Genomic DNA, 20,756 nt, shown 5'->3' on the forward strand with positions numbered 1-20,756 from the left:
CAATCTGACCGCCGGATGCCGCCAGAAACGACGGCCGCGGCTACCAGGCTCACTCTTTCGGGCTGATGCTGTGAGACGGCGGCAGCCCCGCTGCCCCAGGCGCGGGCGTGGCGGGTTTGCGAGCGAGAAACCGCTCGTTGAAACGCTGCAACACCACATAGAAAGCCGGAACGAACAACACCGCGATGCAAGTGGAGGCCAGCATGCCGCTCGCCACCGCGATGCCGATGGATTTGCGCGAATTCGCGCCCGCGCCCGAGGCGAAGACCAGCGGCATGACGCCGAGGATAAACGCGAAGGAGGTCATGAGAATGGGGCGGAAGCGCGTTCTCGCCGCGGTCACCGCCGCGTCGATGATCGAGGCGCCGTGAAACTGGCGCTGCTCACGCGCCACCTCCACCACCAGAATAGCGTTTTTCGCGGCGAGCGCGATGAGCAACACGAGGCCGATCTGGGTATAAATATTATTGGCGAGGCCAAGCGCGGTGAGCGCGGCGACGGTGCCGAGCAGCGCCAGGGGCACGGCGAGAAGCACGGAGACCGGCGTGATCCAGCTTTCATATTGCCCGGCCAGGACCAAATACACCAGCAGCAAGGACAGGCCGAAAATGACGGTGGTGGCGCCACCCGCCAGACGTTCCTGATAGGCGGTGCTGGTCCATTCGAAACCGAAACCAGGAGGCAGCACGCGCGCCGTCATCCCCTCCACCAGGTCGAGCGCTTGGCCGGAGCTATAGCCCGGGGCGGCCTGGCCATTGATCATCGCCGAGGGGTAGGTGTTGTACAGGGTGATGATGGGCGGACCAAAATCCGCCTTGATGCTGGCGACCGTGCCGAGCGGAACCATCTGACCTTGCTCGTTGCGCGCGGCATAATTGCGCACCGCCTGCACGGTCATGCGCGATTGCGCGTCCGCCTGGACATAGACGGGAAAAACCTGGCCGTATTTGGTAAAAAGATTGACATAAGACGAGCCGAGATAGGTTTGCAACGTACCGTAGAAATCCTTGACGGACAGGCCGACGGCACGCGCCTTGGTGAGATCCACATCCGCCTCAAGCTGCGGGGCCTGTGAGCGGTAGGTGGTGAAGAGCCCGGCGAGACCGCTCTGGGCGTTGCCATCCCGGTCCACCAGATCCGCCGCGTTCTGGAGTTTGGCGTAATCGAAGCTGCCATCCCGTAATTCCACCACGCCCTGGAAGCCGCCGGACGTGCCGAGGCCCTGGATGGGGGGTGGCGGCACCACGACCACCTTGGCTCTGGTTTCCTGGGCGGCGAGCCTTCCCAGTGATTTGTACACGGGCAAGAGGCTCCATCGGGAGCCGCGCTCTCCCCAAGGCTTGAGCATGATATAGACCGCCCCGGCATTGGGCAGGCTGGCGCTGTTATCCATCAGCGAAATACCGCTGATGGCGATATCGCTAGCCACATAGGGTTGCTTGAGAACCTGCTGGCTCAGTGAATCGAGCACCGCGTTGGTGCGGCCGATGGATGCCGAATCCGGCAGCTGCACGCTCAGGATCATGTAGCCCTGATCCTCGAGCGGCACGAAGGCGCCGGGGATGCGGCTCAGACCGAAAATGGCGAGGGCGATAAGGCCCAGCCCGCAAAGCGCGTAAAATCCGGCGCGGCTGACCATGCGCTGGATGAGCCGGGTATAGGCGGCCTCCAGCGGGTAATAGAGCCGGTCGAACGCGCGGAAAACGATCGGCTTGCGCGCGCCCGGCTTGGGAAGCTTCAACAGCAGCGCGCATTGCGTGGGGCTGAGGGTGAGCGCGCTGATGGCGCTGATGAGCGCGGTGGCGGCGATGACCAGGGCGAACTGGGCATACATCTGCCCGGTGATGCCGGGCATGAAGGCGGCGGGGATGAACACCGACATCAAAACCAGCGTGATGCCGATGATGGGGCTCGTAAGCTCCTTCATCGCCTCTATGGCGGCGTGCCGCGCGTCCAGCCCGGTGGTCTCCATTTTATGGGTCACGCCTTCCACCACGACGATGGAATCGTCGACCACGATGCCAATGGCGAGAACGAGGCCGAACAGGGTGAGGATATTGATGGAGAAGCCGAGCGCCGCCATGGCGGCGAAGGCGCCGATGATGGTGACCGGCACCGTGGTGGCCGGCACCAGCGTGGCCCGGAAACTTTGCAGAAAGAGCAGGATGACCGCCAGCACCAGGATGCAGGCCTCGAATAGCGTCTTGTAAACCTCGTGGATGGAGGCGGAGACGAATACCGTGGTATCGAACGGGATGTCGTAGCGCAGGTCCGGCGGGAAGGATTTGGCCATCTGCGCCACGGTCTCGCGCACCTCCTTGGCCACGGCGAGGGCGTTGGCGTCCGGCGTCTGGAATATGCCGATGGCCGCGGCGGGCGCGCCGGAGAAATTGGCCTGCATGTTGTAATTGACGGAGGCAAGCTCGACGCGGGCGATATCGCGGATGCGCACGACCCTGGCGGCGGTGCCGCCGGTATCGCTGGTCTTGATGATGATATCGCCGAATTGCGTGGCGTCGGAAAGCTGGCTGGGCACGTTGAGCGTGAGCTGGAACGCCTGCGGGGAAGCGACGGGCGGCGCGCCCACCTGCCCCGCCGGCACGGCGAGATTCTGCTCGCGCAGGGCATTCAGCACGTCGGCGGGCGTGAGACCGAGCGATTGCATCTTATCCGGGTTCAGCCAGACGCGCATGGCGTATTGGCCGGTGCCGAACACCAGCACGTTGCCGACGCCGGGCAGGCGCGCCAGCGTGTTCTGCATATTGATGAGCGCGTAATTGTTCAGGAAAAGCCCGTCATAGCTCCGCTTGGGCGAGGTGAGGGTGATGAACTGCAAAATAGAGGTGGATTTTTGCTGAACCACCACACCCTGGGCCTGCACCGCCTCGGGCAGTTTGGCGAGCGCGGCGGAGACCCGGTTCTGCACCAGCACTTGGGCAAAATTGAGATCGGTGCCCACCTTGAAGGTGACCACCAGGGTATAATTGCCGGTGCTGGTGCTGGTGGACTGCATATAGAGCATACCCTGGACACCGTTCACCTGCTGCTCGATGGGCAGGGCCACGGTGTTCACGAGGGTTTTGGCGTCGGCGCCGGGTTGGGAGGTCGTCACCTGGATGGTGGGCGGGACGATCTGCGGATATTGCGCCACCGGCAACGCCCCGATCGCGACCAGCCCCAGCACGACGAACAGGATGGAGATGACATTCGCCAGAACCGGGTGCTCAATGAAGAATTTCGACATCATGACGGCTGGTCCGCCTGCGTCTGGGGCGCCGTGAGGTCGTGCTCCGCCGGCGCCACGGCGTTGCCGGGCGTGGCGTTCTGGAGTCCTTCCACCACCACCAGGGCATCGGCCGGCAGGCCGGTTACGGCCACCATGCCATCCTGTTGGATGCCTGTCTGCACACGCTGCTGCGCGACGATATTATTCTTACCTACAACATAGACATAAGACCCGGCCTGGTCGCTCATCACCGCCGTCTGCGGCACCGCCAGCTCGGTGGTGGGCGCCCCCAGGGGAATATGGCCGCGGACGAAGAGGCCGGGGAGGAGAAGGCTGGCGCTGTTTTGAAGCAGGGCGCGGACCTGGATGGTGCCGGTCGCGGGGTCGATGGCTGGGGCGACGTAATCGATCCTTCCGGCATAGGGATAGCCGGTATCGGATTGCAGGCCGACCTCGATTGGCGCGCCGACCGCCTGGCCCGGCTTGTGGCCCTCCCCGATCAGCGTTTTTTGAATATTGAGCGCGTCCAGCTCACTTACATTGAAATAGACATAAATGGGATCGAGCTGCGTGATGGTGGCGAGGGTGGTCGCCGCGCCATTGCCGACGAGATTGCCGGTATCGACCAGATGGCGGCTGATCACGCCATCGAACGGCGCCGAGACGGTGGTATAGCTGAAATTGATCGCCGCCAGTTCCTCATTGGCGATCGCCTCCGTCACCTGGGCCTTGGCGGAATCGCGCTGAGAGAGCCATTGCTCGACATTCGCCTGGGAGGTGGCCTTTTGCGCATACATCGTCTCCTGGCGGTCATATTGGGACTGCGCGTAGATGACTTGCGCCTTGGCGCTGGCCACCGCCGCCCGGGCCTGGTCCAGCTTGGCCGCGTAGGGCGCGGGCTCGATGACAAACAGCCTCTGCCCCTTTTTCACCACCGCGCCATCGGTAAAATCGATCTCCTGCAGATAACCGGAGACCCGGGCCACGAGCTGCACCGAATTCACGGCCACGGTATTGCCGGTAACATCCAAATATCGCGTCATCGGCATGGAGAGCGGTTTGCTGGTGACCACCGGCGGCGGCGGCGGCGCGTGATAGCTGTTGCGCTTGCCGCAGCCGGCCAGCGCGAGAGCGACAATGGCGGCCGCGACCAGCGGCATGACATGTTTGGCGGTCAAAAAATATTTCATATGTCTCACCAGCTCGGCACGTAGAGTTGCCGGGTTTGCGCCCCTGGCGTGGTGGGGGCGGAATGAGCCTGGGGGGTCAGCAGACCGCCCCAATTCGTGCGTTTTTGCATATCCGCCTTGATGCTGTCCGGCACGACGTCATGCCCCTGGGCGATCTGCCAGCCGCCGCCCAGCGCCGCGTAAAGCTGGACGAGGGCGGTGGGCACCGCGCCCTGCGCCTGGGCCAGGGAGTTCTGCACTTGCAGCTGGGCCTGCTCGGCGTTCAGCACCGTGGTGTAGTCCGAGGCGCCGTCCACATAGCGGATCATGGCGAGCCGGGTGGATTGCTGGGCCGAGGCGTTGGCGGCGTTGAGCCGGCTCACGGTATTCCCCGCCTCGACATAGGCGGCGATGGCATCCTGGACCTCTTGCTGCGCCTGCAGCACCACGTTCTGGTAGTTGAGGATGGATTGCTCGAAAGCGGCGTCCTGGGCGCGGACCTGATTGGTGAGCTGACCGTAATTGAAGATGGGTATCTGCACCGAGGGGCCGATCGAGACGGTGTGGCTCGACCATTTGAAGAGATCGCCCAAGGAGCTGCCATGGGTGTCGCCCGCCTCGAACCCGAAACTGCCAGAGAGGGAAAAAGCGGGGTAGAGCTGCGCCTTGGCGACGCCCAGCATGGCCGATTGCTCCGCGGCCTGCTGCTCGGCCTGTTTCACGTCCGGGCGCAGCCGCAACAAATCCTTAGGGATCCCGATCGCGACCGCCGCCGGGGCGATGGGCATGGGAGCGGGCGGGCCGAGAAGCGGGACGATTTTGTCCGGGGTGAGGCCGAGCAGAACCGCAAGAGCGTCCTGTTGCGCCACCAGCTGCGCCTTGAGTGAGGGGAGAGACGCCTCGGTAAGGCTGAGTTGGGTTTGCGCCTGCTCGACATCGAGCTGACTGGTCTGGCCGGAATTGAATTGTACCGTGGCGATCCGCAGGCTGTCCGTTTGCACGCCGATATTGGCCTGCGCCACCGCGATTTGCTGCTGGAGGGTGCGGATGGCGATATAGGTCTGGGCGACGGCTGAGGTGAGGCTGACCAGGGCGGCGTCGTAAGCGTCGATCGAGCCCAGGAAAACGGCGTCCTGCGCCTGGATGGCCCGGCGGTATTTCCCCCAAAAATCAAGCTCCCAACTCGCGCTGAGGCCGATTTGCGCCGTCTGGATATGAGCCTGCGAGCCGGGCACATAGCCGGGGGCGTTCTTGCTTTGCAGGGAATCCGTATAGGCGCCGGTGATGGCTTGCTGCTGCGGATATAATTCGCCGGCCGCGGCGGCGAGCTGGGCGCGGGCCTGCAGCACGCGCACCCCCGCGATTTGCAGGGTGAGATTATTCCGGTAGGCGAGGTCGATCAGATGATCGAGTACCGGGTCGTTGAAACCCCGCCACCATTGCGGATCGGCAAGGGCGCCAGCGGGCAGCTCGCCCTCCACCGGCTGGTACGAGGCGGCGATGGAGCTGGGCGGGGTGGAAAAATCCGGCCCGACCATGCAGCCGGCCAGCGGGCATGCGGATAGGAGCGCAAACACCAGTCCATTCCGTATTCCCAGCTTAACCTCCCAGCCACCAGCCTGCCACCCGGCACGAAGGCGGGCGGGTATTACAGATTGTTTATTGCCTTTCTGGAAAGTTTGGCAAGCCTGGACTGGCGCCGGTTGGGGGAGGCAAGCTAGGCCGGAATCAGGCTGCCGTTTTTCCAATTCTGCAGGGTGACGAAGCTGCGGCTGTTCTGGCCCGCATTGTCGAAAGCCGCGCCGAACCCGTTGGCGAGCGCCCCTTTTGGTAAATTCACCTGGCGCAGCGCCGCCAGCAGCCGGGCCGGATCATCTCCGGCGGCGCGCAGCGTGTCGAACACCAGCTTGGCGCCGACATAAGCGGTGCAGGACTCCGCCGAGCGCGGCTGCACGGCGAATTTCGCCTCGTAAGCGGCGGCGATGGCCGCGGCCGGGCCGGGATAAAAGGGCGCGGCGATGACGAAGGCGCCATCCAGCGCCGCGCCCAGCGCTTCCTGCGTCTCGCGCTGAGCGTAGCCGGTGCCCATGCCGATCAGCGCCGCCGGCCTCCAGCCCAGCTCTCTCATCGCCTGGAACGCCACCAGCGCATCATCCGCTCCCGCAGCGTGCAGCAGCACTTCTACCTTGGCGCGCATCATCCGCCCGGCCTGGTCGGCGAGACCGGAGGCATCCTCCGGATAACCCGCCGCCAGGGTAAGAGGCAGCCCCGCCATCTTCAGCGCCGCGAGGGTGGCGGCGGCGATCGCGCCATCCGTGGCGCCGGCGTTGAAAAGCAGCCCCAGTCTGCGCCCGGCGAAGCGGGCGCGAATGGTGGCGGCGGCAAGCTGGGCGGTCATGCTGGTGGACGGACCGGTGCGCAGCAGGAATTTGAAACCGCGCGTCATGATGCCATCCGCGGGCGCGGTCAGTTCGATGAACGGAATCTGGGCCAGTTCCGCCGCCGCTGTCGCGGGGTAGGAGAGGGCGGAACTGCCGCTGCCGAACAGGATGCCGGCATGGGCGTCTTTGATCAGGCGGTTTACGGCGCCAGCGGCGGCGGCCTGGCTGGGCATATCCGCCGTGGCCAGGCTGACCGGCTTGCCGGCAATGCCGCCTTGGGCGTTTATGGTGTCGATGGCCAGCTGAAGGCCGCGCAGGGTTTCATCGCCGCCTAGCGCATAAGGGCCGGAAAGGGGCAGCGCCGCGCCGAAACGCGGTCCGGCCTGCGTGGATTGTGCCTGGCCGGCCCCGCCCGCCTGGGCGCGCGCGGCCAGGCCGAGCGAAAGGGCGGCGCCCAGCAGGCAACGGCGGGAGGAAGAGGCCATGCCCGCCTAACTCGCACCCGCCCCGGCTTGACGCAAGCGGGGGAAACGGCGCGATATGCGCCCATGAACCTGCCCCCGACGATGCGCTATATCGATGTCCCTCAGCCCGGCGGCCCCGAGGCGATGGTGCTGGCCACCGGCCCGCTGCCCGTGCCCAAGGATGATGAGATTTTGCTTCGGGTGCAGGTGGCCGGGGTGAACCGGCCGGACGTTCAGCAGCGCAAGGGCCTCTACCCGCCGCCGCCTGGCGCCAGCCCGGTCCTGGGGCTGGAGGCGGCGGGCGAGGTGGTGGCGCTCGGCCCGATGGCGAGCGGCTTTTTCCCGGGCCAGAAAGTCACCGCTCTCTGCAATGGCGGCGCTTATGCGGAGTATGTCGCGGTCCCATGCGGGCAATGCCTGCGCTGGCCGGAGGGCTATACCGCCGAGGCAGCCGCCGCCCTGCCCGAGAATTTCTTCACCGTCTGGGCCAACGTCTTCGACATGGCGCAATTGCGGCCCGAGGAAAGCCTGCTCGTCCATGGCGGCACGTCGGGCATCGGCCTCACCGCCCTGCAACTAGCGCGGGCGCAGGGCTCGGACGTGTTCGCTACCGCCGGCTCGGCGGAAAAATGCGCCTTTATCGAGCGGTATGGGGCTATTTCCATCAACTATAAATCCACGGATTTTCAGCCGGTGGTTAGCGATAAAACCAACAAGCGCGGGGTGGATGTGGTGCTCGACATGGTTGGCGCCCCCTATACCCAGCGCAACCTCAAATGCCTGGCGCCGCGCGGACGCTTGGTGCAGGTGGCTTTCATGCAAGGTTCCAAGGCGGAGATCGACCTTATGCCGGTGATGCTGAAACGGCTGACCATCACCGGCTCCACGATGCGCCCGCGCAGCACCGCCGAAAAAGCCGCCATCGCCGCCGCGCTGAAGCAAAAGGTCTGGCCGCTGCTGGAGCAGGGAAAGGTAGCGCCCGTGATCCATAAGGTGTTTCCGCTGGAAAAAGTGGCCGAGGCGCATGCTTTGATGGAATCCAGCGCCCATATCGGCAAAATCCTTTTGGCCGTCGCGCCTTGACGCCGTGAGACGCCGCTTCCTTGTCCTGGCGGGGCTGCCGCTCGCTGCCTGCGCCAGCCATCCGCAAAGCCCGGCCGCCGCCGCGAACGCGGCCGCCTGCACCCAGGCCGCTGATCAAGCCTATCAGAATAGCACGCTCAATCTACAGGGCCGCACCCTGCAAAACGGGCTGCGCTATGGCGGCCCCAACGAGGTCTTTCAGGGAGAGCGCCTGGGCGCGGAAAACGACCGGTCTCTCCAAATCGCTCATTGCGAGGAATACGGCACGCTGAGCGGACCGCCCGCGCCAGACACGGCGCCCGCCGTCACCCCCCATATCGTCGACTGAACGGGAGTATCTGCCATGAGCCGCATTATCCGCACCGAAGCCACCCCCATCCTTGCCAAGGCGGTGGAATATCATGGCTTCATTTATACCATGGGGGTGGTGGCGCGGGACCCCTCCGGGGACATCACCGCCCAGACCAAGGATGTGCTGGAACAGATCGACGCCTTGCTGGAAACGCATGGCACCGACCATACCCGCCTGCTCCAGGCGCATATCTGGCTTAAAAATATCGCGGATCGGGAAGCTATGAATACTGTCTGGGCCGCCTGGCTTCCGCCAGGCCAGGCCCCTGCCCGCGCCTGCGTGGAAGCGAAGCTGGCCAGCCCCGATTATCTGGTTGAGATTATGATCACCGCCTGTCGGTGAAGCATCATCAAACGGAGAATCATTAATAATTAGTATATTAGACGCGGTTTAGCTCCCCCGACTCGCCTGCTTTAAAAGCCAGCCAGGCGAAGCGGCAAAGAAAATTGCGGTTCCGTCTTTTAGGAAAATTTTCTTATTCCGCGGCGCGCCGGCTCGTCTCCGCTAAAAAATCATGTCTCTGTGGTAATTTTGCCGCAATAATGGATTGCATATCACGCACCCCACCCTTAGCAGCTTCACAGATGTCACAGCGCTTGCAGATGGTGGTCTGGGGAATGGTAGATAGGACGTCTAAGAAAAAAACCGGCACGGGAGCCTGTCTTCGCATATGGCTGGCGGGAGCATCATTGGCGATGATGGCCGCTTTCTCCCCTGCCGCTGCGCAAACCACCCACAGCCATACCACTCATACGGCGAGCGCGCATGGCAAAACGGGCCATCATGTTGCCGCCAGCACCACGCATAGCTCCCCGCATCGCACCCCCGTCCGGCCCCGCGTCGCCAGCCACAACCATCATCATTACGCCTCCTCCGGACATAGAAGCCACAAGCGAATCGCCGCCCAATATCGTCATTCAGGTTTGCAATGCGTGCCTTATGCGCGCGAGGTGTCGCACATCCAGTTATCCGGCAACGCGTTTCTCTGGTGGGCGCAAGCCGCGGGGCGCTACGCCCGCGGCAATGAGCCGGAGGTCGGCTCGGTGCTGAATTTCCGTTCAATCGGCCGGATGCCGCTTGGCCATGTCGCGGTGGTGACAGCGGTGCTCGACCCCCGCACCATTCTCGTGACCCAAGCCAATTGGGTGCGCGGCAGCATCACCAATGATGTGACCGTGCAGGATGTCTCCGCGAATAATGATTGGACCGAGGTCAAGGTGGAACTCGGCGATTCCAGCACGATGGGCGCCGCCTATCCCACCTATGGCTTCATCTATAACCGGCCCGACACGGGCATGACCATCGCCTCCAGCGCCAGCCGCAACGAGGTCGCTGAGGCCCCGCCCGCGCGCCCGCTGGCCAGCCAGGCGCCGAACCGCAACCTGCAATAAATCCTAACCCGCCATATTGCGGGTTTCCTTGGTTTTGCCAACACCTCCCAGCTTGGCTACTCTGGCGGTCGCTACTCAACCCAAGGAGGGATGCATGACCACCGTCAATTCCCGTAGCGCTGACCATCCGATCGAACCGGTTTTTCTTGAGCGCTGGTCCCCGCGCGCCTTCACTGGCGAGGAAATTTCCGAGCACACGCTCCGCACCATGCTCGAGGCGGCGCGCTGGGCGCCCTCCTCTTATAACTCCCAGCCTTGGCGTTTTCTCTATGCCCGGCGGGACAATGCCCATTGGGACAAGTTCCTGCGCCTTCTCAACGAATTCAATCAAAGCTGGGTGAAAACCGCTTCTGCCATCCTATTCGTCGTATCCTCCGAAACCATGTCGGTGCCGGGACAGGACGCCCAGGTCCCGTCCCACAGCCATTCCTTTGATGCCGGGGCGGCCTGGGCCTATCTCGCCCTCCAGGCAACCTTCATGGGCTGGCACGCCCACGGCATGACCGGGGTGGATTTCGACCGGGTCTACACGGAACTGAAGGTGCCGCCGGGGCACCGGGTGGAGGCGGCCATCGCCATTGGCCGGCTCGGCCCCAAAACCCTGCTGCCGCCCGAGCTGCAGGCCCGCGAGGCTCCCAGCCCCCGCAAACCGCTCACCGAATTCGTCTTCGAGGGCGGATTTTAACCCGGACCGGCCGGCAAAATGGCTCTTCCGTGTGGCACGGAAGAGCCTTTTTGATAGGAATGAAGCCCTTTTACTTCAGAAGATCGGCCACGGCGGCCTCTTCCTCCAGCAACTCTTTCAGCGTGATATCGAAGCGGGATTTGGAAAATTCATCCATCGGCAGGCCCTCGACGCGCTGATATTCGCCCTGAGCGCAGGTGACGGGCACGCCGAACATCACGTCCTTGGGAACCCCATAAGATCCATCGGAAGGGACGCCCATGGAGACCCATTTGCCGTTGGTGCCAAGCACCCAGTCCCGCACATGGTCGATGGCGGCATTGGCGGCGGAGGCGGCGGAGGACAGGCCGCGCGCCTCGATGATCGCCGCGCCGCGCTTGCCCACGGCGGGAAGATAGACATTCCGGTACCAATCCTCGTCATTGATGATCTCGGAGAGCTTCTTGCCGCCAGCGGTGGCGAAACGGTAATCCGCATACATGGTGGGCGAGTGATTGCCCCATACCGCGACCTTCTCGATTTCGGTCACGGGCAGCCTGGCCTTCTCGGACAGCATGGAAACCGCGCGGTTATGGTCCAGCCGCATCATGGAGGTGAAGTTCTTCTTCGGCAGATCCGGGGCGGATTTCATCGCGATATAGGCGTTGGTGTTGGCTGGGTTGCCAACCACCAGAACCTTCACCTCGCGTTTGGCGACATCGTTCAGCGCCTTGCCTTGCACCTTGAAAATTTCGGCATTGGCGGCCAGCAGATCGCGGCGCTCCATGCCCGGACCGCGCGGGCGCGAACCAATGAGAATGGCGATGTCGGCGTCCTTGAACGCGATGCGGGGATCATCGGTGGGGATGACGCCCGCGAGCAAGGGAAAGGCGCAATCCTGCAATTCCATGATGACGCCGGTCAGGGCCTTCTGCGCTTGCGGCAGGTCAAGGAGATTCAAAATGACCGGCGTATCCTTGCCGAGCAGATCGCCATTGGCGATCCGGAAAAGAATGGCGTAGCCAATCTGGCCAGCCGCGCCAGTAACGGCGACGCGCACGGGGGATTTCATAGCTTGGTCTCCTTCCTTGAGGGCAGGTTCCCCATAGAACCTTAGACCAGCCCGTCAAGCCCCGCCGCCATCAGCCGACGACCAGGGAAATCGGGGCCAAGGCGCTCATCACCCGGCTGGGGGTGGCGGGCAGAAAATCCCCATCGGCCTGGGTAAAAACGCGGTTATCGGGCGTTGTGAATTCTACCTGCGTGGCGCTCATCACCCGCACGCCGGGGCAGCGCGGCAACAACCCCAGGGGCAACGCCGCCCCCGCCATCAGAGCGGGCAGCGTGCCGGGTTTCTCGAACAGCACGACCTGAAACCCCGGCGCCTCTGGGTGGGCCTGGGGGGCGAGCAGGTACGGCCCGCCATAGAGCCGGCCCTTGCTGACGATGACGCTCGCCACCTGATGCGCCGTCCCATCCACGCTCACCCGCACCGGCGGAAAATCATAGGCGATGCTCTCCCAGAAGGACTGCCAGACATAGGCGCCCTTGCCGAAGGCCCGTTTGAAGAGCGGCTTCACCCCCTTAACCACCGCGCCATCGAAACCGAGGCCCAGCATCTGCACAAAGACGTGCTCTCCGCCCGGCAGTTTCGCGAGTCCCGGCCAGAGCCGCCTGCAACGCCGGTAGGCCAGGGCATTGGCGATGGCGCGGGGGGCGAGGGAGAGCTTGAATTCGCGCGCCAGAACATTGGCGGTGCCAAGGGGGATGACACCGAGCGCGGTCTGGCTGCCGATCAGCCCGTTCGCCACCTCGGCAATGGTGCCGTCCCCGCCAGCGGCGACCACCATGGCTTCTCCCTCCAGCGCGGCCTGCAGGGCCAGGTCGCGGGCATGGCCGGGATGCTGCGTCTCCGCCACCTCGACCTTGACGCCATTTTCCACCAGCAGATCGAGAACCCGCCACAAAGCCGCCGCGCGCCGGCGCCCCGCTACGGGATTGAAAATGATCAGCAACGACTCGGCCTCCGCGCGAAAAGGGAAACCTCCTTATTGCCCGCCGGAAATGACGGTCGCATGGCGGGTTCGTGACGCCTCAATGACATTTAAATTTTAAGATTTCCCTGATTCCGTCACCGAAACTTCACTGTCACCGGCACGGCGCGGCGGCTTATTTGCCTCGCCATGAACGCATCCAGCCCTCCCCGTCCGGCGCGAACCGCCTATCGCAGCGTCTTCATCTCGGACGTGCATCTGGGCACGCGGGGCTGCCGGGCGGAATTTCTCGCTGATTTTCTCCGCCAAACGTCCTGCCAGCATCTGTTCCTCGTCGGCGATATCATCGATGGCTGGCGCCTCAAGCGCTCCTGGTTCTGGGACCAGCACCATGACGAGGCGCTGCGGCTGGTGCTGAAAGCCGCGCGAGGCGGCACCAGCGTGGTCTATGTCCCCGGCAATCACGACGAGATGCTGCGCAAATACATCACCCCCGGCATGGAGGTCTGCGGCGTCAGGCTGCAAATGGAGGCGGAACACGTCACCGCCGACGGCAAGCGCCTGCTCATCACCCATGGCGACGGATTCGACAGCGTGATCCGCCATGCCCGCGCCCTCGCTTTGCTGGGGGATTGGGCCTACACGGCGGCGCTGACGCTCAACCGCTATTTCAACATGGTCCGGCTCCGGCTCGGCTACTCCTACTGGTCGCTCTCCGCCTGGCTGAAATTGCAGGTGAAGGAGGCGGTGAAGGCGATCGACCGTTTCGAGGCGGCGCTGGCCGACGACGCGAAGGCGCGCGGTTTCGATGGTGTGGTCTGCGGCCATATCCATCACGCCGAGATGCGGCAGGTCAATGGCGTGCTCTACCTCAACGATGGCGATTGGGTGGAAAGCTGCACCGCCCTGGTCGAGCATTTTGACGGCCGGCTGGAGCTGGTGGATTGGGTGGCGCGGCGCAAGCTCTCCATGCTCGCCCGGCCGGCGGCAAAACTCGCCCAAACCGCCGCCCTGCAAACCATGCGCGAATTCGGCTCCCCGCCAAGCCCGGCCCATTCCGTTGCTGTATCAGCCCGGGCCTGAACCGCTGACCGTCTTCCCCGGCCTCACCCGCGTCATGATCGTCACCGACGCCTGGGAGCCCCAGGTGAATGGCGTGGTGCGTACCCTGCGCATAGTGAGCGCAGAGATGCGCAAAGCGGGCAAAACAGTCGAGGTGGTGGGGCCGGATCGGTTCGCCACCGTGCCGCTGCCCTCCTATCCGGAGATCCGCCTGGCGCTGTTTCCGGGCGCCAAGCTGGCGCGGCTCATCGCGGCGTTCCAACCAGACGCCCTGCACATCGCCACCGAGGGGCCGCTCGGCATGGCGGCGCGGGCCTATGCGCGGCGGAACGGGCTGCGCTTCACCACCGCCTTCCACACCCGCTTTCCTGAATATGTCGAGGCGCGCATCCACATTCCCTCCCGCCTCACCTATGCCTGGCTGCGGCGCTTCCATGGCGCCGGGGCGGGGATGATGGTCGCCACGGCCTCGCTGCGCGATGAGCTGGCGGCGCGGGGATTCCGCAATATCCGCCCCTGGTCGCGCGGGGTGGACCTCGACGCCTTTCATCCCCAGCCGCGCGAGGATTGGCCGCTACCCCGCCCGATCTTCGCTTATGTCGGGCGGGTGGCGGTGGAGAAGAATCTTCGCGCCTTTCTCGAACTCGATCTGCCCGGATCCAAGCTGGTGGTGGGAGACGGGCCGCAGCGCAAACTCCTGGCGCGGGAATTCCCCGCCGCGCATTTCGCCGGGGCGCGCCACGGCGCGGCGCTGGCCGCCGCCTATGCCGGGGCGGATGTGTTCGTCTTTCCCTCCCGCACCGACACGTTCGGCCTCGTGATCCTGGAAGCGCTGGCCTCCGGCCTGCCGGTGGCCGCCTATCCGGTCACCGGCCCCAAGGATATTCTCGGCGAGGCGCCAGAGCCGGTGGGGGCGCTGGATGAGGATTTGCGCGCGGCCTGCCTGAGGGCGCTGGAGGTGGATCGCGCCCGCTGCCGCCCCTATGCGGAACGGTTTTCCTGGCGCGCCTGCGCCGAGCGGTTCATGGATAATCTGGTGCCGGCGCGCGAGCCGGCCTGAATCGCCGGTCGAACCGCCTTCTTAAGCGTCCATCTTCAGCGCCGCGAGAAAGGCGCTTTGCGGGATTTCCACCTTGCCGAACTGGCGCATGCGCTTTTTGCCCTCCTTCTGCTTTTCGAGCAGCTTGCGCTTGCGGGTGATATCGCCACCATAGCATTTGGCGGTCACATCCTTGGACAAGGCCGAGATCGTCTCACGGGCGATGACGCGGCCGCCGATCGCGGCCTGGATGGCGATCTTGAACAGCTGCTTGGGAATCAGCTCCTTGAGCTTGGCGCAGATCGCGCGGCCGCGCGTCTCCGCCTGGCTGCGATGGGCGATGAAGGAAAGCGCGTCCACCGGCTCGGAATTGACGAGGATGGAGATTTTCACCAGATCGGCCTCGGCGTAGCCATCCATCTGGTAATCGAAGCTGGCATAGCCCCGGCTGACCGATTTCAGCCGGTCGTAGAAATCGAACACCACCTCGTTGAGCGGCAGGCGGTATACCGCCATGGCGCGGTTGCCGACATAGGTGAGATCCACTTGCTGGCCGCGCCGCTCGGAGCAGAGGGTGAGGATGGCGCCCAGATATTCATCCGGCACCATGATCGTCGCCTTGATCCAGGGCTCCTCGATATGGCTGATCAACGAGCCGTCCGGCATATCCGCCGGGTTGTGCAGCTCCACCATCTCCCCGTTGGTTTTGAAGATATGATAGACGACCGAGGGCGCGGTGGCGATCAGGTCGAGATCGAACTCGCGCGCCAGCCGCTCCTGGATGATTTCCAGATGCAACAGGCCGAGAAAGCCGCAGCGGAAGCCGAAACCGAGCGCCGCAGATGTTTCGGCCTCGTAATGGAAGCTGGCGTCGTTCAGCCGCAGCTTGGCGAGGCTGTCGCGCAATTTCTCGAAATCATCCGCGACCACGGGGTAGAGGCCGCACCAGACCACCGGAACCGATGGCTTGAAGCCAGGCAGCGGCGCCCGGGCCGGGCGGCGGTCATCGGTGATGGTATCACCCACCGAGCAATCCGCCACGGTTTTGATGGCGGCGGTGATGTAACCCATCTCCCCCGGGCCAAGCTCCTCCACCGGCCGCATTTTTGGGGTGAAGACGCCAAGCTGTTCCACCGGGTGCACCGCGCCGGTGGACATCATGCGGATCTTCTGGCCCTTTCTCAGCACGCCATTCTTCACCCGCACCAGAATCACCACGCCGAGATACTGGTCGTACCAGCTATCCACCAGCAGGGCCTGCAATTCGGCCTGGGCATCACCCTTGGGCGGCGGCAGGCGGGTGACGAGCGCCTCCAGCACGCCCTCGATATTGAGGCCGGTCTTGGCTGAGATCTCCACCGCATCCGAGGCGTCGATGCCGATCACGTCCTCGATCTGCTGCTTCACCTTGGGCACGTCCGCGGCGGGAAGGTCGATCTTGTTCAGCACCGGCACGATCTCATGCCCGGCATCGATGGCCTGATAGACATTCGCCAAGGTTTGCGCCTCCACCCCCTGGCTCGCATCCACCACCAGCAGCGAGCCCTCGCACGCCGCCAATGAGCGGCTCACCTCATAGGCGAAATCAACATGGCCGGGCGTGTCCATAAGGTTCAGCACATAGGTCTTGCCGTCCTTGGCCCGGTAATTCAGCCGCACGGTCTGGGCCTTGATGGTGATGCCCCGCTCCTTCTCGATCTCCATATTATCGAGCACCTGGTCGGTCATCTCCCGCGCCGAGAGACCGCCGCAATATTGGATCAGCCGGTCGGCCAGGGTGGATTTGCCATGATCGATATGGGCGATGATGGAGAAATTGCGGATCAGTTCGAGCGGCGTGGCGGTCATGGCGGGTCTTTACGGCAAATCAGGTGGGCGTGTCATCGGGCTAGGCGCGGCGGCTTAGGGCGCCTCCACCCGGATGGCGCTCAGCCCCGCCGCCAGGGCAGCCAGAAGATCGGGCCGGGAGAGCGCGATGCATCCCGCCGTCGGCGCGTAATCCGGCGTGGCGAGATGGAGAAAGATCGCAGAGCCGCGCCCGGGCGTCACCGGCTCCAAATTCCAATCCAATATTCCAATGATATCGTAAACCCCATCCTCCCGCCACAACGCCTCATGGCGGGCGGCGCAGGGCAGACGCACGGCGCGGTTATAAGCGGCGTCAGCGGCATCGTCGCACCAACCATCACGGGGGCTGATCGGCTCCAGCGGCACGGCACAGCGGGGCGGGGCCAGGCGGTCGGCCCGGTAGAGTACCCGCACCAGGCGCAGCAGGCCGGCGGGAGTCGCGCCATCGCCCTCACGCTTGGCGGCGGTGACGCCGCCGCGCCCATGCGCGGCGCGCAAGCCAAGCCCGGCGCCACGCAGCGCGCCCTGCCGCAGGATGAATTCAACCAAGGAGATGGCCGAAGCGCCGGGCCTTCGTCTCCAGATAAGCGTCGTTCACCCCGTTCGGCGCGAATTCGTGCGGCACCCGCTCGACGATCTCGATTCCGCAGGCGCGCAGGGAGTCCACCTTCTCGGGGTTGTTGGTGAGCAGCCTGGCCTTGCTGATCCCCAGCGCGGCCAGCATGGCGGCGGCGATGTGGAAATTGCGCTCATCCGCGTGCCAGCCCAGCGCCCGGTTGGCATCCAGCGTGTCCAGCCCGGCATCCTGCAGCGTATAGGCGCGCAGCTTGTTGATGAGGCCGATGCCCCGTCCCTCCTGCGCGAGATAGAGGACCGCGCCATGGCCCTCCCGCCCCATGCGGGCGATCGCCCCTTGCAATTGCGGCCCGCAATCGCAGCGCAGGCTGCCGAGAAGATCACCGGTGAAACACTCGGAATGGAGCCGCACCAGCGGCGCCTCCTGCCGTTCCGGCTCGCCCACCAAAATCGCCATATGCTCGATGCCCTGGTCGAGGGCGCGGAAGGCGACCAGCCGGGCGTCGCGCGCCGCGTCCAACGGCACCGCCACCTCCGCGACCTTTGTCAAGGTCGAGGCCAGCTCGAGCGGATAGGCCAGCAGATCGGCGGCGGGAACAGTGAGCAGATCCGCCCCTTCCCGCCGGCTGGCCCAGCCGGGGCGCACCGGTGCGGCCACCATGGCGGGGAGCAGCCGCGCCAGCTTGGCCAAGGCGAGCGCGGCCGGCGCCTCCTCCGGGGCTTCGGTCATGGTGAAACTGGGAAGGATCTGCTCCATCGTCGGGTCGGCAGCGCGTTTCAGCGTCGCCGCGTCGATCAGCGGGCGCGCCAGGCTGAGCGCTATGGCGGGGGCGGTCTCCGGCACGTCGTGTTGCAGCACCGCCGCCGCGCGGGAAGGCGCCAGCAGCAGCGCCGCGGCACCCTGGGACAGCAAATCGATCAGGCGCAGCCCCTCCGCCCCCACCGTCTCGGCAGGGGCGATGATCAGCGGTTTGCGTGCCGCCAGAACCACCGGCACGCCCCGCCGGGCGTCGGCGATGGCGCGGTGCACGGCCCGCGTGCGGGGCGTCCCGAGCGGGTTTTGCAACAAGGGAGAGGCAGGCATCGGCATGCCCTGTAAATAGTGAGAGCGGCGGCCTCTGGCCAGAGAGGCTGACACCGGGGCTGAACCCCGCTAGGTTCACGCGGCTGTGAGGAGGCAGGGATGGTGGAGCCGCGCGCGGTACTGGTGGTGGATGACGACGCCGCGCTGCGCGGCGCGCTGGCCGAGCAGCTGCGCGTGAATGGGGAATTCGCGCCCGAGGAAGCCGCCTCGCTAGCGGAGGCGCGGGCCCGGCTGCATGGCGGCGGCCATTATGACGCCCTGCTGCTGGACGCGGAATTGCCGGATGGCGACGGGCGGGATTTCTGCCGCGCCTTGCGCGAGCAGGGGGTGCGGGAACCCATCATCATCCTCACCGCCTCCACCGAGGAGGCGGATATGGTGCGCGGCCTCGAGGCCGGCGCCAATGATTGTCTCACCAAACCATTCCGGCTCAACGAGCTTCTGGCCCGGCTGCGGGCGCATCTGCGCAGCTTCGCCCGCGCGGAGGAGGCGGAGACAGGCCTCGGCCCCTTCCGCTTCCGCCCCGGCGCGCGCCAGCTCATCGACCCGCAGGGGGCCAAGATCCGCCTCACCGACAAGGAGACGGCGATTTTGCGCTACCTGCAACGCGCCGCCAAAGTAGTGACCCGGCAGGAATTGCTAGGCGCGGTCTGGGGTTACAACCAAGCCGTGACCACCCATACGCTGGAAACGCATGTCTACCGCTTGCGGCGGAAGATCGAGGCGGAGCCGCAAAACGCCCGCCTGCTGGTCACGGTGAACGGAGGCTACCGGCTCAACGCCTGACCGCCACGCCCTCACTCATCCCGCGCCATGGCCCGGATGATATCGGCGCGGCTGACGATGCCAACCAGCTTGCCATCCTTCAATACCGGCACCCGCTTGATTTTATGCCGCGCCAGCAGATCGACGATATCGCTCACCGGCGTCTCGGGCGTCACGGAGATCACCTCGCGCGTCATGAGATCCGCCGCCGTGCGGCTCTGATGCTTGAGATAATTAGTGAATTGGGGCGCCAGGGCCTCGCCTTCGGCCAGCATTTCCAGCCACCAGGCGCGGCGCGTCGCCTCCTGGGTGCCGAGCGGGCGCATCAAATCCTCCTCACTCACCATGCCGAGCAAATGACCCGCCGCATCAACCACCGGCGCGGCGCTGATCTGATGCTCGGCCAGGGCGGCGGCGATGCGCTGGACGCTGTCCCCCGGGTGAAGCACCACGAGATTGGTTGTCATGATATCGGCGGCGGATTGTTTCATGTCCCTCTGGCCTTGGCGTTGTCACTCGGCTCTTTGGCAGGGCGGGGCAGCTCTCGCTTTGATCATCATCAATGCGCCCGCCGCAGTCATCCTCACGTGCCCGGCGGGGTGAGGCTGGCGGTGCTGCTCCTCGCCTGGTCATAGGCCAGCGGCGCGCCACCCGGCGGATAACCGTTCTTTTGCAGGATATAGGCCATCAGATCCTCATACTGGGTGTGGGTGAGGCCCCCCGGCTGGGTCGCGGGCATCTGGGTAGAGAGGATATTGAAGACCGCGCCCAGCGTCTGGCCCTGGGAGGTGAAGGCTGACCCCGCCAAAGCGGGGCCGGCCCCACCCTCCAAATTCGCTCCATGGCACATGGCGCATTGCTGGGTGTAGAGGCTGGCCCCCGCTCCAGCCTGGGCGGCGGTGTAACTGGGGGGCGCGGCCATGGCGCAACCCGCGGAAAGCAATGCGCCGAGGGCGGCCCACCCCGCCCGGTGAATTATACGCATCCGTTATTCTCCTCAGCCCACCGGAAGGGCAGGCGGCTGGATATTACGCGACAAGCGCGAGCGCCGCCAACTCCGTTTCGGTGAATATGCGTGAGCGGGTGAGAAAGCGCGAGCCGGTCCCATTTTCCAGGGAAAACATGCCGCCCATGCCCGGCACCACGTCGATGATGAGCTGGGTGGCGCGCCAATATTCGAATTGGGAGCGGCTGATGAAGAATTCCGCTCCGCCGATCTCGCCCAGCTTCACGTCATCCGGCGCCACCAGATACTCGCCCACCGGGTAGCACATGGGGGAGGACCCGTCGCAGCACCCGCCCGACTGGTGAAACAGCACTGGCCCATGCGTCTCGCGCAGCCGGGCGATGAGATCCAGCGCGGCTTGGGTGGCCATAACCCGGGCCGGCGTCTCGCTCATCAGAAGAAGCCGAGCGGTTTCGGGCTGTAGCTCACCATCAGATTCTTAGTCTGCTGGTAGTGATCGAGCATCATCTTATGGGTCTCACGGCCGATGCCGGACTGCTTATACCCGCCAAAGGCCGCGTGCGCCGGATAGAGATGATAGCAATTCGTCCAGACCCTCCCGGCCTTGATGCCGCGCCCCATGCGGTAGGCGCGGTTGCCGTCGCGCGACCATACCCCCGCGCCCAGCCCGTAAAGCGTGTCATTGGCCATG

General features: G+C 64.8%; 21 protein-coding genes. 8 read left to right on the plus strand and 13 right to left on the minus strand.

The features are described 5' to 3' along the window. Positions 1-49 precede the first annotated feature (49 nt). The 4 genes from M7H45_RS05670 to M7H45_RS05685 all read right to left on the minus strand — a co-directional run bounded on the left by M7H45_RS05670 (position 50) and on the right by M7H45_RS05685 (position 7,261). Positions 50-3,247 (minus strand): efflux RND transporter permease subunit, encoded by a 3,198-nt coding sequence (locus M7H45_RS05670; RefSeq protein WP_298215282.1) that lies wholly within the window; start codon positions 3,245-3,247, stop codon positions 50-52. Next, a complete protein-coding gene (locus M7H45_RS05675; RefSeq protein ID WP_298215283.1) occupies positions 3,244-4,416 on the minus strand; it encodes an efflux RND transporter periplasmic adaptor subunit in 1,173 nt (390 codons plus the stop codon). Before M7H45_RS05675 ends, M7H45_RS05670 begins: the two co-directional genes overlap by 4 nt. Positions 4,417-4,421: 5 nt before the next feature. After that, positions 4,422-5,972: an efflux transporter outer membrane subunit gene (locus tag M7H45_RS05680; protein WP_298215284.1), complete on the minus strand. Its 1,551-nt coding sequence runs from the start codon at positions 5,970-5,972 to the stop codon at positions 4,422-4,424. Between the two features lie 140 nt (positions 5,973-6,112). Further along, positions 6,113-7,261, minus strand: coding sequence for an ABC transporter substrate-binding protein (locus tag M7H45_RS05685; protein WP_298215285.1), 1,149 nt, complete (start codon positions 7,259-7,261; stop codon positions 6,113-6,115). A gap of 63 nt (positions 7,262-7,324) precedes the next feature. On the opposite strand from M7H45_RS05685, the gene M7H45_RS05690 reads away from it, so the two are divergent. The 5 genes from M7H45_RS05690 (at position 7,325) to M7H45_RS05710 (ending at position 10,751) form a co-directional block, all read left to right on the plus strand. Beyond that, positions 7,325-8,323, plus strand: a complete 999-nt coding sequence (locus tag M7H45_RS05690; RefSeq protein WP_298215286.1) for an NAD(P)H-quinone oxidoreductase — start codon at positions 7,325-7,327, stop codon at positions 8,321-8,323. A 4-nt stretch (positions 8,324-8,327) separates the two neighbouring features. Next, entirely contained in the window at positions 8,328-8,651 is a 324-nt protein-coding gene (locus tag M7H45_RS05695) for a hypothetical protein (protein WP_298215287.1), read from the plus strand. Between the two features lie 15 nt (positions 8,652-8,666). Further along, positions 8,667-9,017 (plus strand): RidA family protein, encoded by a 351-nt coding sequence (locus M7H45_RS05700; RefSeq protein WP_298215288.1) that lies wholly within the window; start codon positions 8,667-8,669, stop codon positions 9,015-9,017. Between the two features lie 353 nt (positions 9,018-9,370). Beyond that, on the plus strand, positions 9,371-10,066 hold the full coding sequence (locus M7H45_RS05705) for a CHAP domain-containing protein (protein WP_298215289.1): 696 nt from the start codon (positions 9,371-9,373) through the stop codon (positions 10,064-10,066). Positions 10,067-10,160: 94 nt separating this feature from the next. Then, on the plus strand, positions 10,161-10,751 hold the full coding sequence (locus M7H45_RS05710; RefSeq protein ID WP_298215290.1) for a nitroreductase family protein: 591 nt from the start codon (positions 10,161-10,163) through the stop codon (positions 10,749-10,751). 70 nt (positions 10,752-10,821) lie between these two features. On the opposite strand, the gene M7H45_RS05715 is transcribed toward M7H45_RS05710, so the two are convergent. Continuing rightward, positions 10,822-11,802 carry a malate dehydrogenase gene (locus M7H45_RS05715; RefSeq protein ID WP_298215291.1) on the minus strand — a complete coding sequence of 327 codons (981 nt, stop codon included), beginning with the start codon at positions 11,800-11,802 and terminating at the stop codon, positions 10,822-10,824. A gap of 70 nt (positions 11,803-11,872) precedes the next feature. After that, positions 11,873-12,745 (minus strand): diacylglycerol kinase family protein, encoded by an 873-nt coding sequence (locus M7H45_RS05720; protein ID WP_298215292.1) that lies wholly within the window; start codon positions 12,743-12,745, stop codon positions 11,873-11,875. A 168-nt stretch (positions 12,746-12,913) separates the two neighbouring features. On the opposite strand from M7H45_RS05720, the gene M7H45_RS05725 reads away from it, so the two are divergent. Together M7H45_RS05725 and M7H45_RS05730 are read left to right on the plus strand one after the other, a co-directional pair. Continuing rightward, positions 12,914-13,807 (plus strand): UDP-2,3-diacylglucosamine diphosphatase, encoded by an 894-nt coding sequence (locus M7H45_RS05725; RefSeq protein WP_298215293.1) that lies wholly within the window; start codon positions 12,914-12,916, stop codon positions 13,805-13,807. Positions 13,808-13,841: 34 nt separating this feature from the next. Next, positions 13,842-14,846 carry a glycosyltransferase family 1 protein gene (locus M7H45_RS05730; protein WP_298215302.1) on the plus strand — a complete coding sequence of 335 codons (1,005 nt, stop codon included), beginning with the start codon at positions 13,842-13,844 and terminating at the stop codon, positions 14,844-14,846. Between the two features lie 21 nt (positions 14,847-14,867). Here M7H45_RS05730 and lepA read toward each other — a convergent pair whose 3' ends face one another. From lepA to ribA, 3 genes are read right to left on the minus strand one after another with little or no spacing between them, the layout of a single operon-like run. After that, on the minus strand, positions 14,868-16,673 hold the full coding sequence (gene lepA / locus M7H45_RS05735; protein WP_298215294.1) for a translation elongation factor 4: 1,806 nt from the start codon (positions 16,671-16,673) through the stop codon (positions 14,868-14,870). Positions 16,674-16,727: 54 nt separating this feature from the next. Beyond that, positions 16,728-17,222, minus strand: coding sequence for a L,D-transpeptidase (locus M7H45_RS05740; protein ID WP_298215295.1), 495 nt, complete (start codon positions 17,220-17,222; stop codon positions 16,728-16,730). Beyond that, positions 17,215-18,339: a GTP cyclohydrolase II gene (gene ribA, locus M7H45_RS05745; protein WP_298215296.1), complete on the minus strand. Its 1,125-nt coding sequence runs from the start codon at positions 18,337-18,339 to the stop codon at positions 17,215-17,217. The genes M7H45_RS05740 and ribA overlap by 8 nt, the downstream gene beginning before the upstream one ends. Positions 18,340-18,432: 93 nt before the next feature. Between ribA and M7H45_RS05750 the strand changes: the two genes are divergently transcribed. Further along, positions 18,433-19,119, plus strand: coding sequence for a response regulator transcription factor (locus tag M7H45_RS05750; RefSeq protein WP_298215297.1), 687 nt, complete (start codon positions 18,433-18,435; stop codon positions 19,117-19,119). An 11-nt stretch (positions 19,120-19,130) separates the two neighbouring features. Here the strand turns inward: M7H45_RS05750 and M7H45_RS05755 are convergent, their stop codons facing one another. The 4 genes from M7H45_RS05755 to M7H45_RS05770 all read right to left on the minus strand — a co-directional run. Then, entirely contained in the window at positions 19,131-19,589 is a 459-nt protein-coding gene (locus M7H45_RS05755) for a CBS domain-containing protein (RefSeq protein ID WP_298215298.1), read from the minus strand. A gap of 92 nt (positions 19,590-19,681) precedes the next feature. Then, positions 19,682-20,083, minus strand: coding sequence for a cytochrome c (locus M7H45_RS05760; RefSeq protein ID WP_298215299.1), 402 nt, complete (start codon positions 20,081-20,083; stop codon positions 19,682-19,684). A 43-nt stretch (positions 20,084-20,126) separates the two neighbouring features. Next, positions 20,127-20,498 (minus strand): DUF779 domain-containing protein, encoded by a 372-nt coding sequence (locus tag M7H45_RS05765; protein ID WP_298215300.1) that lies wholly within the window; start codon positions 20,496-20,498, stop codon positions 20,127-20,129. Next, the coding region (locus tag M7H45_RS05770; protein ID WP_298215301.1) for an aldehyde dehydrogenase family protein at positions 20,498-20,756 on the minus strand (259 nt) is incomplete at its 5' end. The genes M7H45_RS05770 and M7H45_RS05765, both read right to left, overlap by 1 nt.

Source organism: Acidocella sp. (assembly GCF_027352905.1).
In the GTDB taxonomy this organism is placed as follows: Bacteria; Pseudomonadota; Alphaproteobacteria; order Acetobacterales; family Acetobacteraceae; genus Acidocella.

Excerpts from the sequence above, each read along its gene's own strand:
- M7H45_RS05670 (WP_298215282.1), bottom strand. The coding sequence starts at position 3,247 with ATGATGTCGAAATTCTTCATTGAGCACCCGGTTCTGGCGAATGTCATC.
- M7H45_RS05675 (WP_298215283.1), bottom strand. The coding sequence starts at position 4,416 with ATGAAATATTTTTTGACCGCCAAACATGTCATGCCGCTGGTCGCGGCC.
- M7H45_RS05685 (WP_298215285.1), bottom strand. The coding sequence starts at position 7,261 with ATGGCCTCTTCCTCCCGCCGTTGCCTGCTGGGCGCCGCCCTTTCGCTC.
- M7H45_RS05690 (WP_298215286.1), top strand. The coding sequence starts at position 7,325 with ATGAACCTGCCCCCGACGATGCGCTATATCGATGTCCCTCAGCCCGGC.
- M7H45_RS05700 (WP_298215288.1), top strand. The coding sequence starts at position 8,667 with ATGAGCCGCATTATCCGCACCGAAGCCACCCCCATCCTTGCCAAGGCG.
- M7H45_RS05705 (WP_298215289.1), top strand. The coding sequence starts at position 9,371 with ATGATGGCCGCTTTCTCCCCTGCCGCTGCGCAAACCACCCACAGCCAT.
- M7H45_RS05710 (WP_298215290.1), top strand. The coding sequence starts at position 10,161 with ATGACCACCGTCAATTCCCGTAGCGCTGACCATCCGATCGAACCGGTT.
- M7H45_RS05715 (WP_298215291.1), bottom strand. The coding sequence starts at position 11,802 with ATGAAATCCCCCGTGCGCGTCGCCGTTACTGGCGCGGCTGGCCAGATT.
- M7H45_RS05725 (WP_298215293.1), top strand. The coding sequence starts at position 12,914 with ATGAACGCATCCAGCCCTCCCCGTCCGGCGCGAACCGCCTATCGCAGC.
- M7H45_RS05730 (WP_298215302.1), top strand. The coding sequence starts at position 13,842 with ATGATCGTCACCGACGCCTGGGAGCCCCAGGTGAATGGCGTGGTGCGT.
- lepA (WP_298215294.1), bottom strand. The coding sequence starts at position 16,673 with ATGACCGCCACGCCGCTCGAACTGATCCGCAATTTCTCCATCATCGCC.
- ribA (WP_298215296.1), bottom strand. The coding sequence starts at position 18,339 with ATGCCGATGCCTGCCTCTCCCTTGTTGCAAAACCCGCTCGGGACGCCC.
- M7H45_RS05750 (WP_298215297.1), top strand. The coding sequence starts at position 18,433 with ATGGTGGAGCCGCGCGCGGTACTGGTGGTGGATGACGACGCCGCGCTG.
- M7H45_RS05755 (WP_298215298.1), bottom strand. The coding sequence starts at position 19,589 with ATGAAACAATCCGCCGCCGATATCATGACAACCAATCTCGTGGTGCTT.
- M7H45_RS05760 (WP_298215299.1), bottom strand. The coding sequence starts at position 20,083 with ATGCGTATAATTCACCGGGCGGGGTGGGCCGCCCTCGGCGCATTGCTT.
- M7H45_RS05765 (WP_298215300.1), bottom strand. The coding sequence starts at position 20,498 with ATGAGCGAGACGCCGGCCCGGGTTATGGCCACCCAAGCCGCGCTGGAT.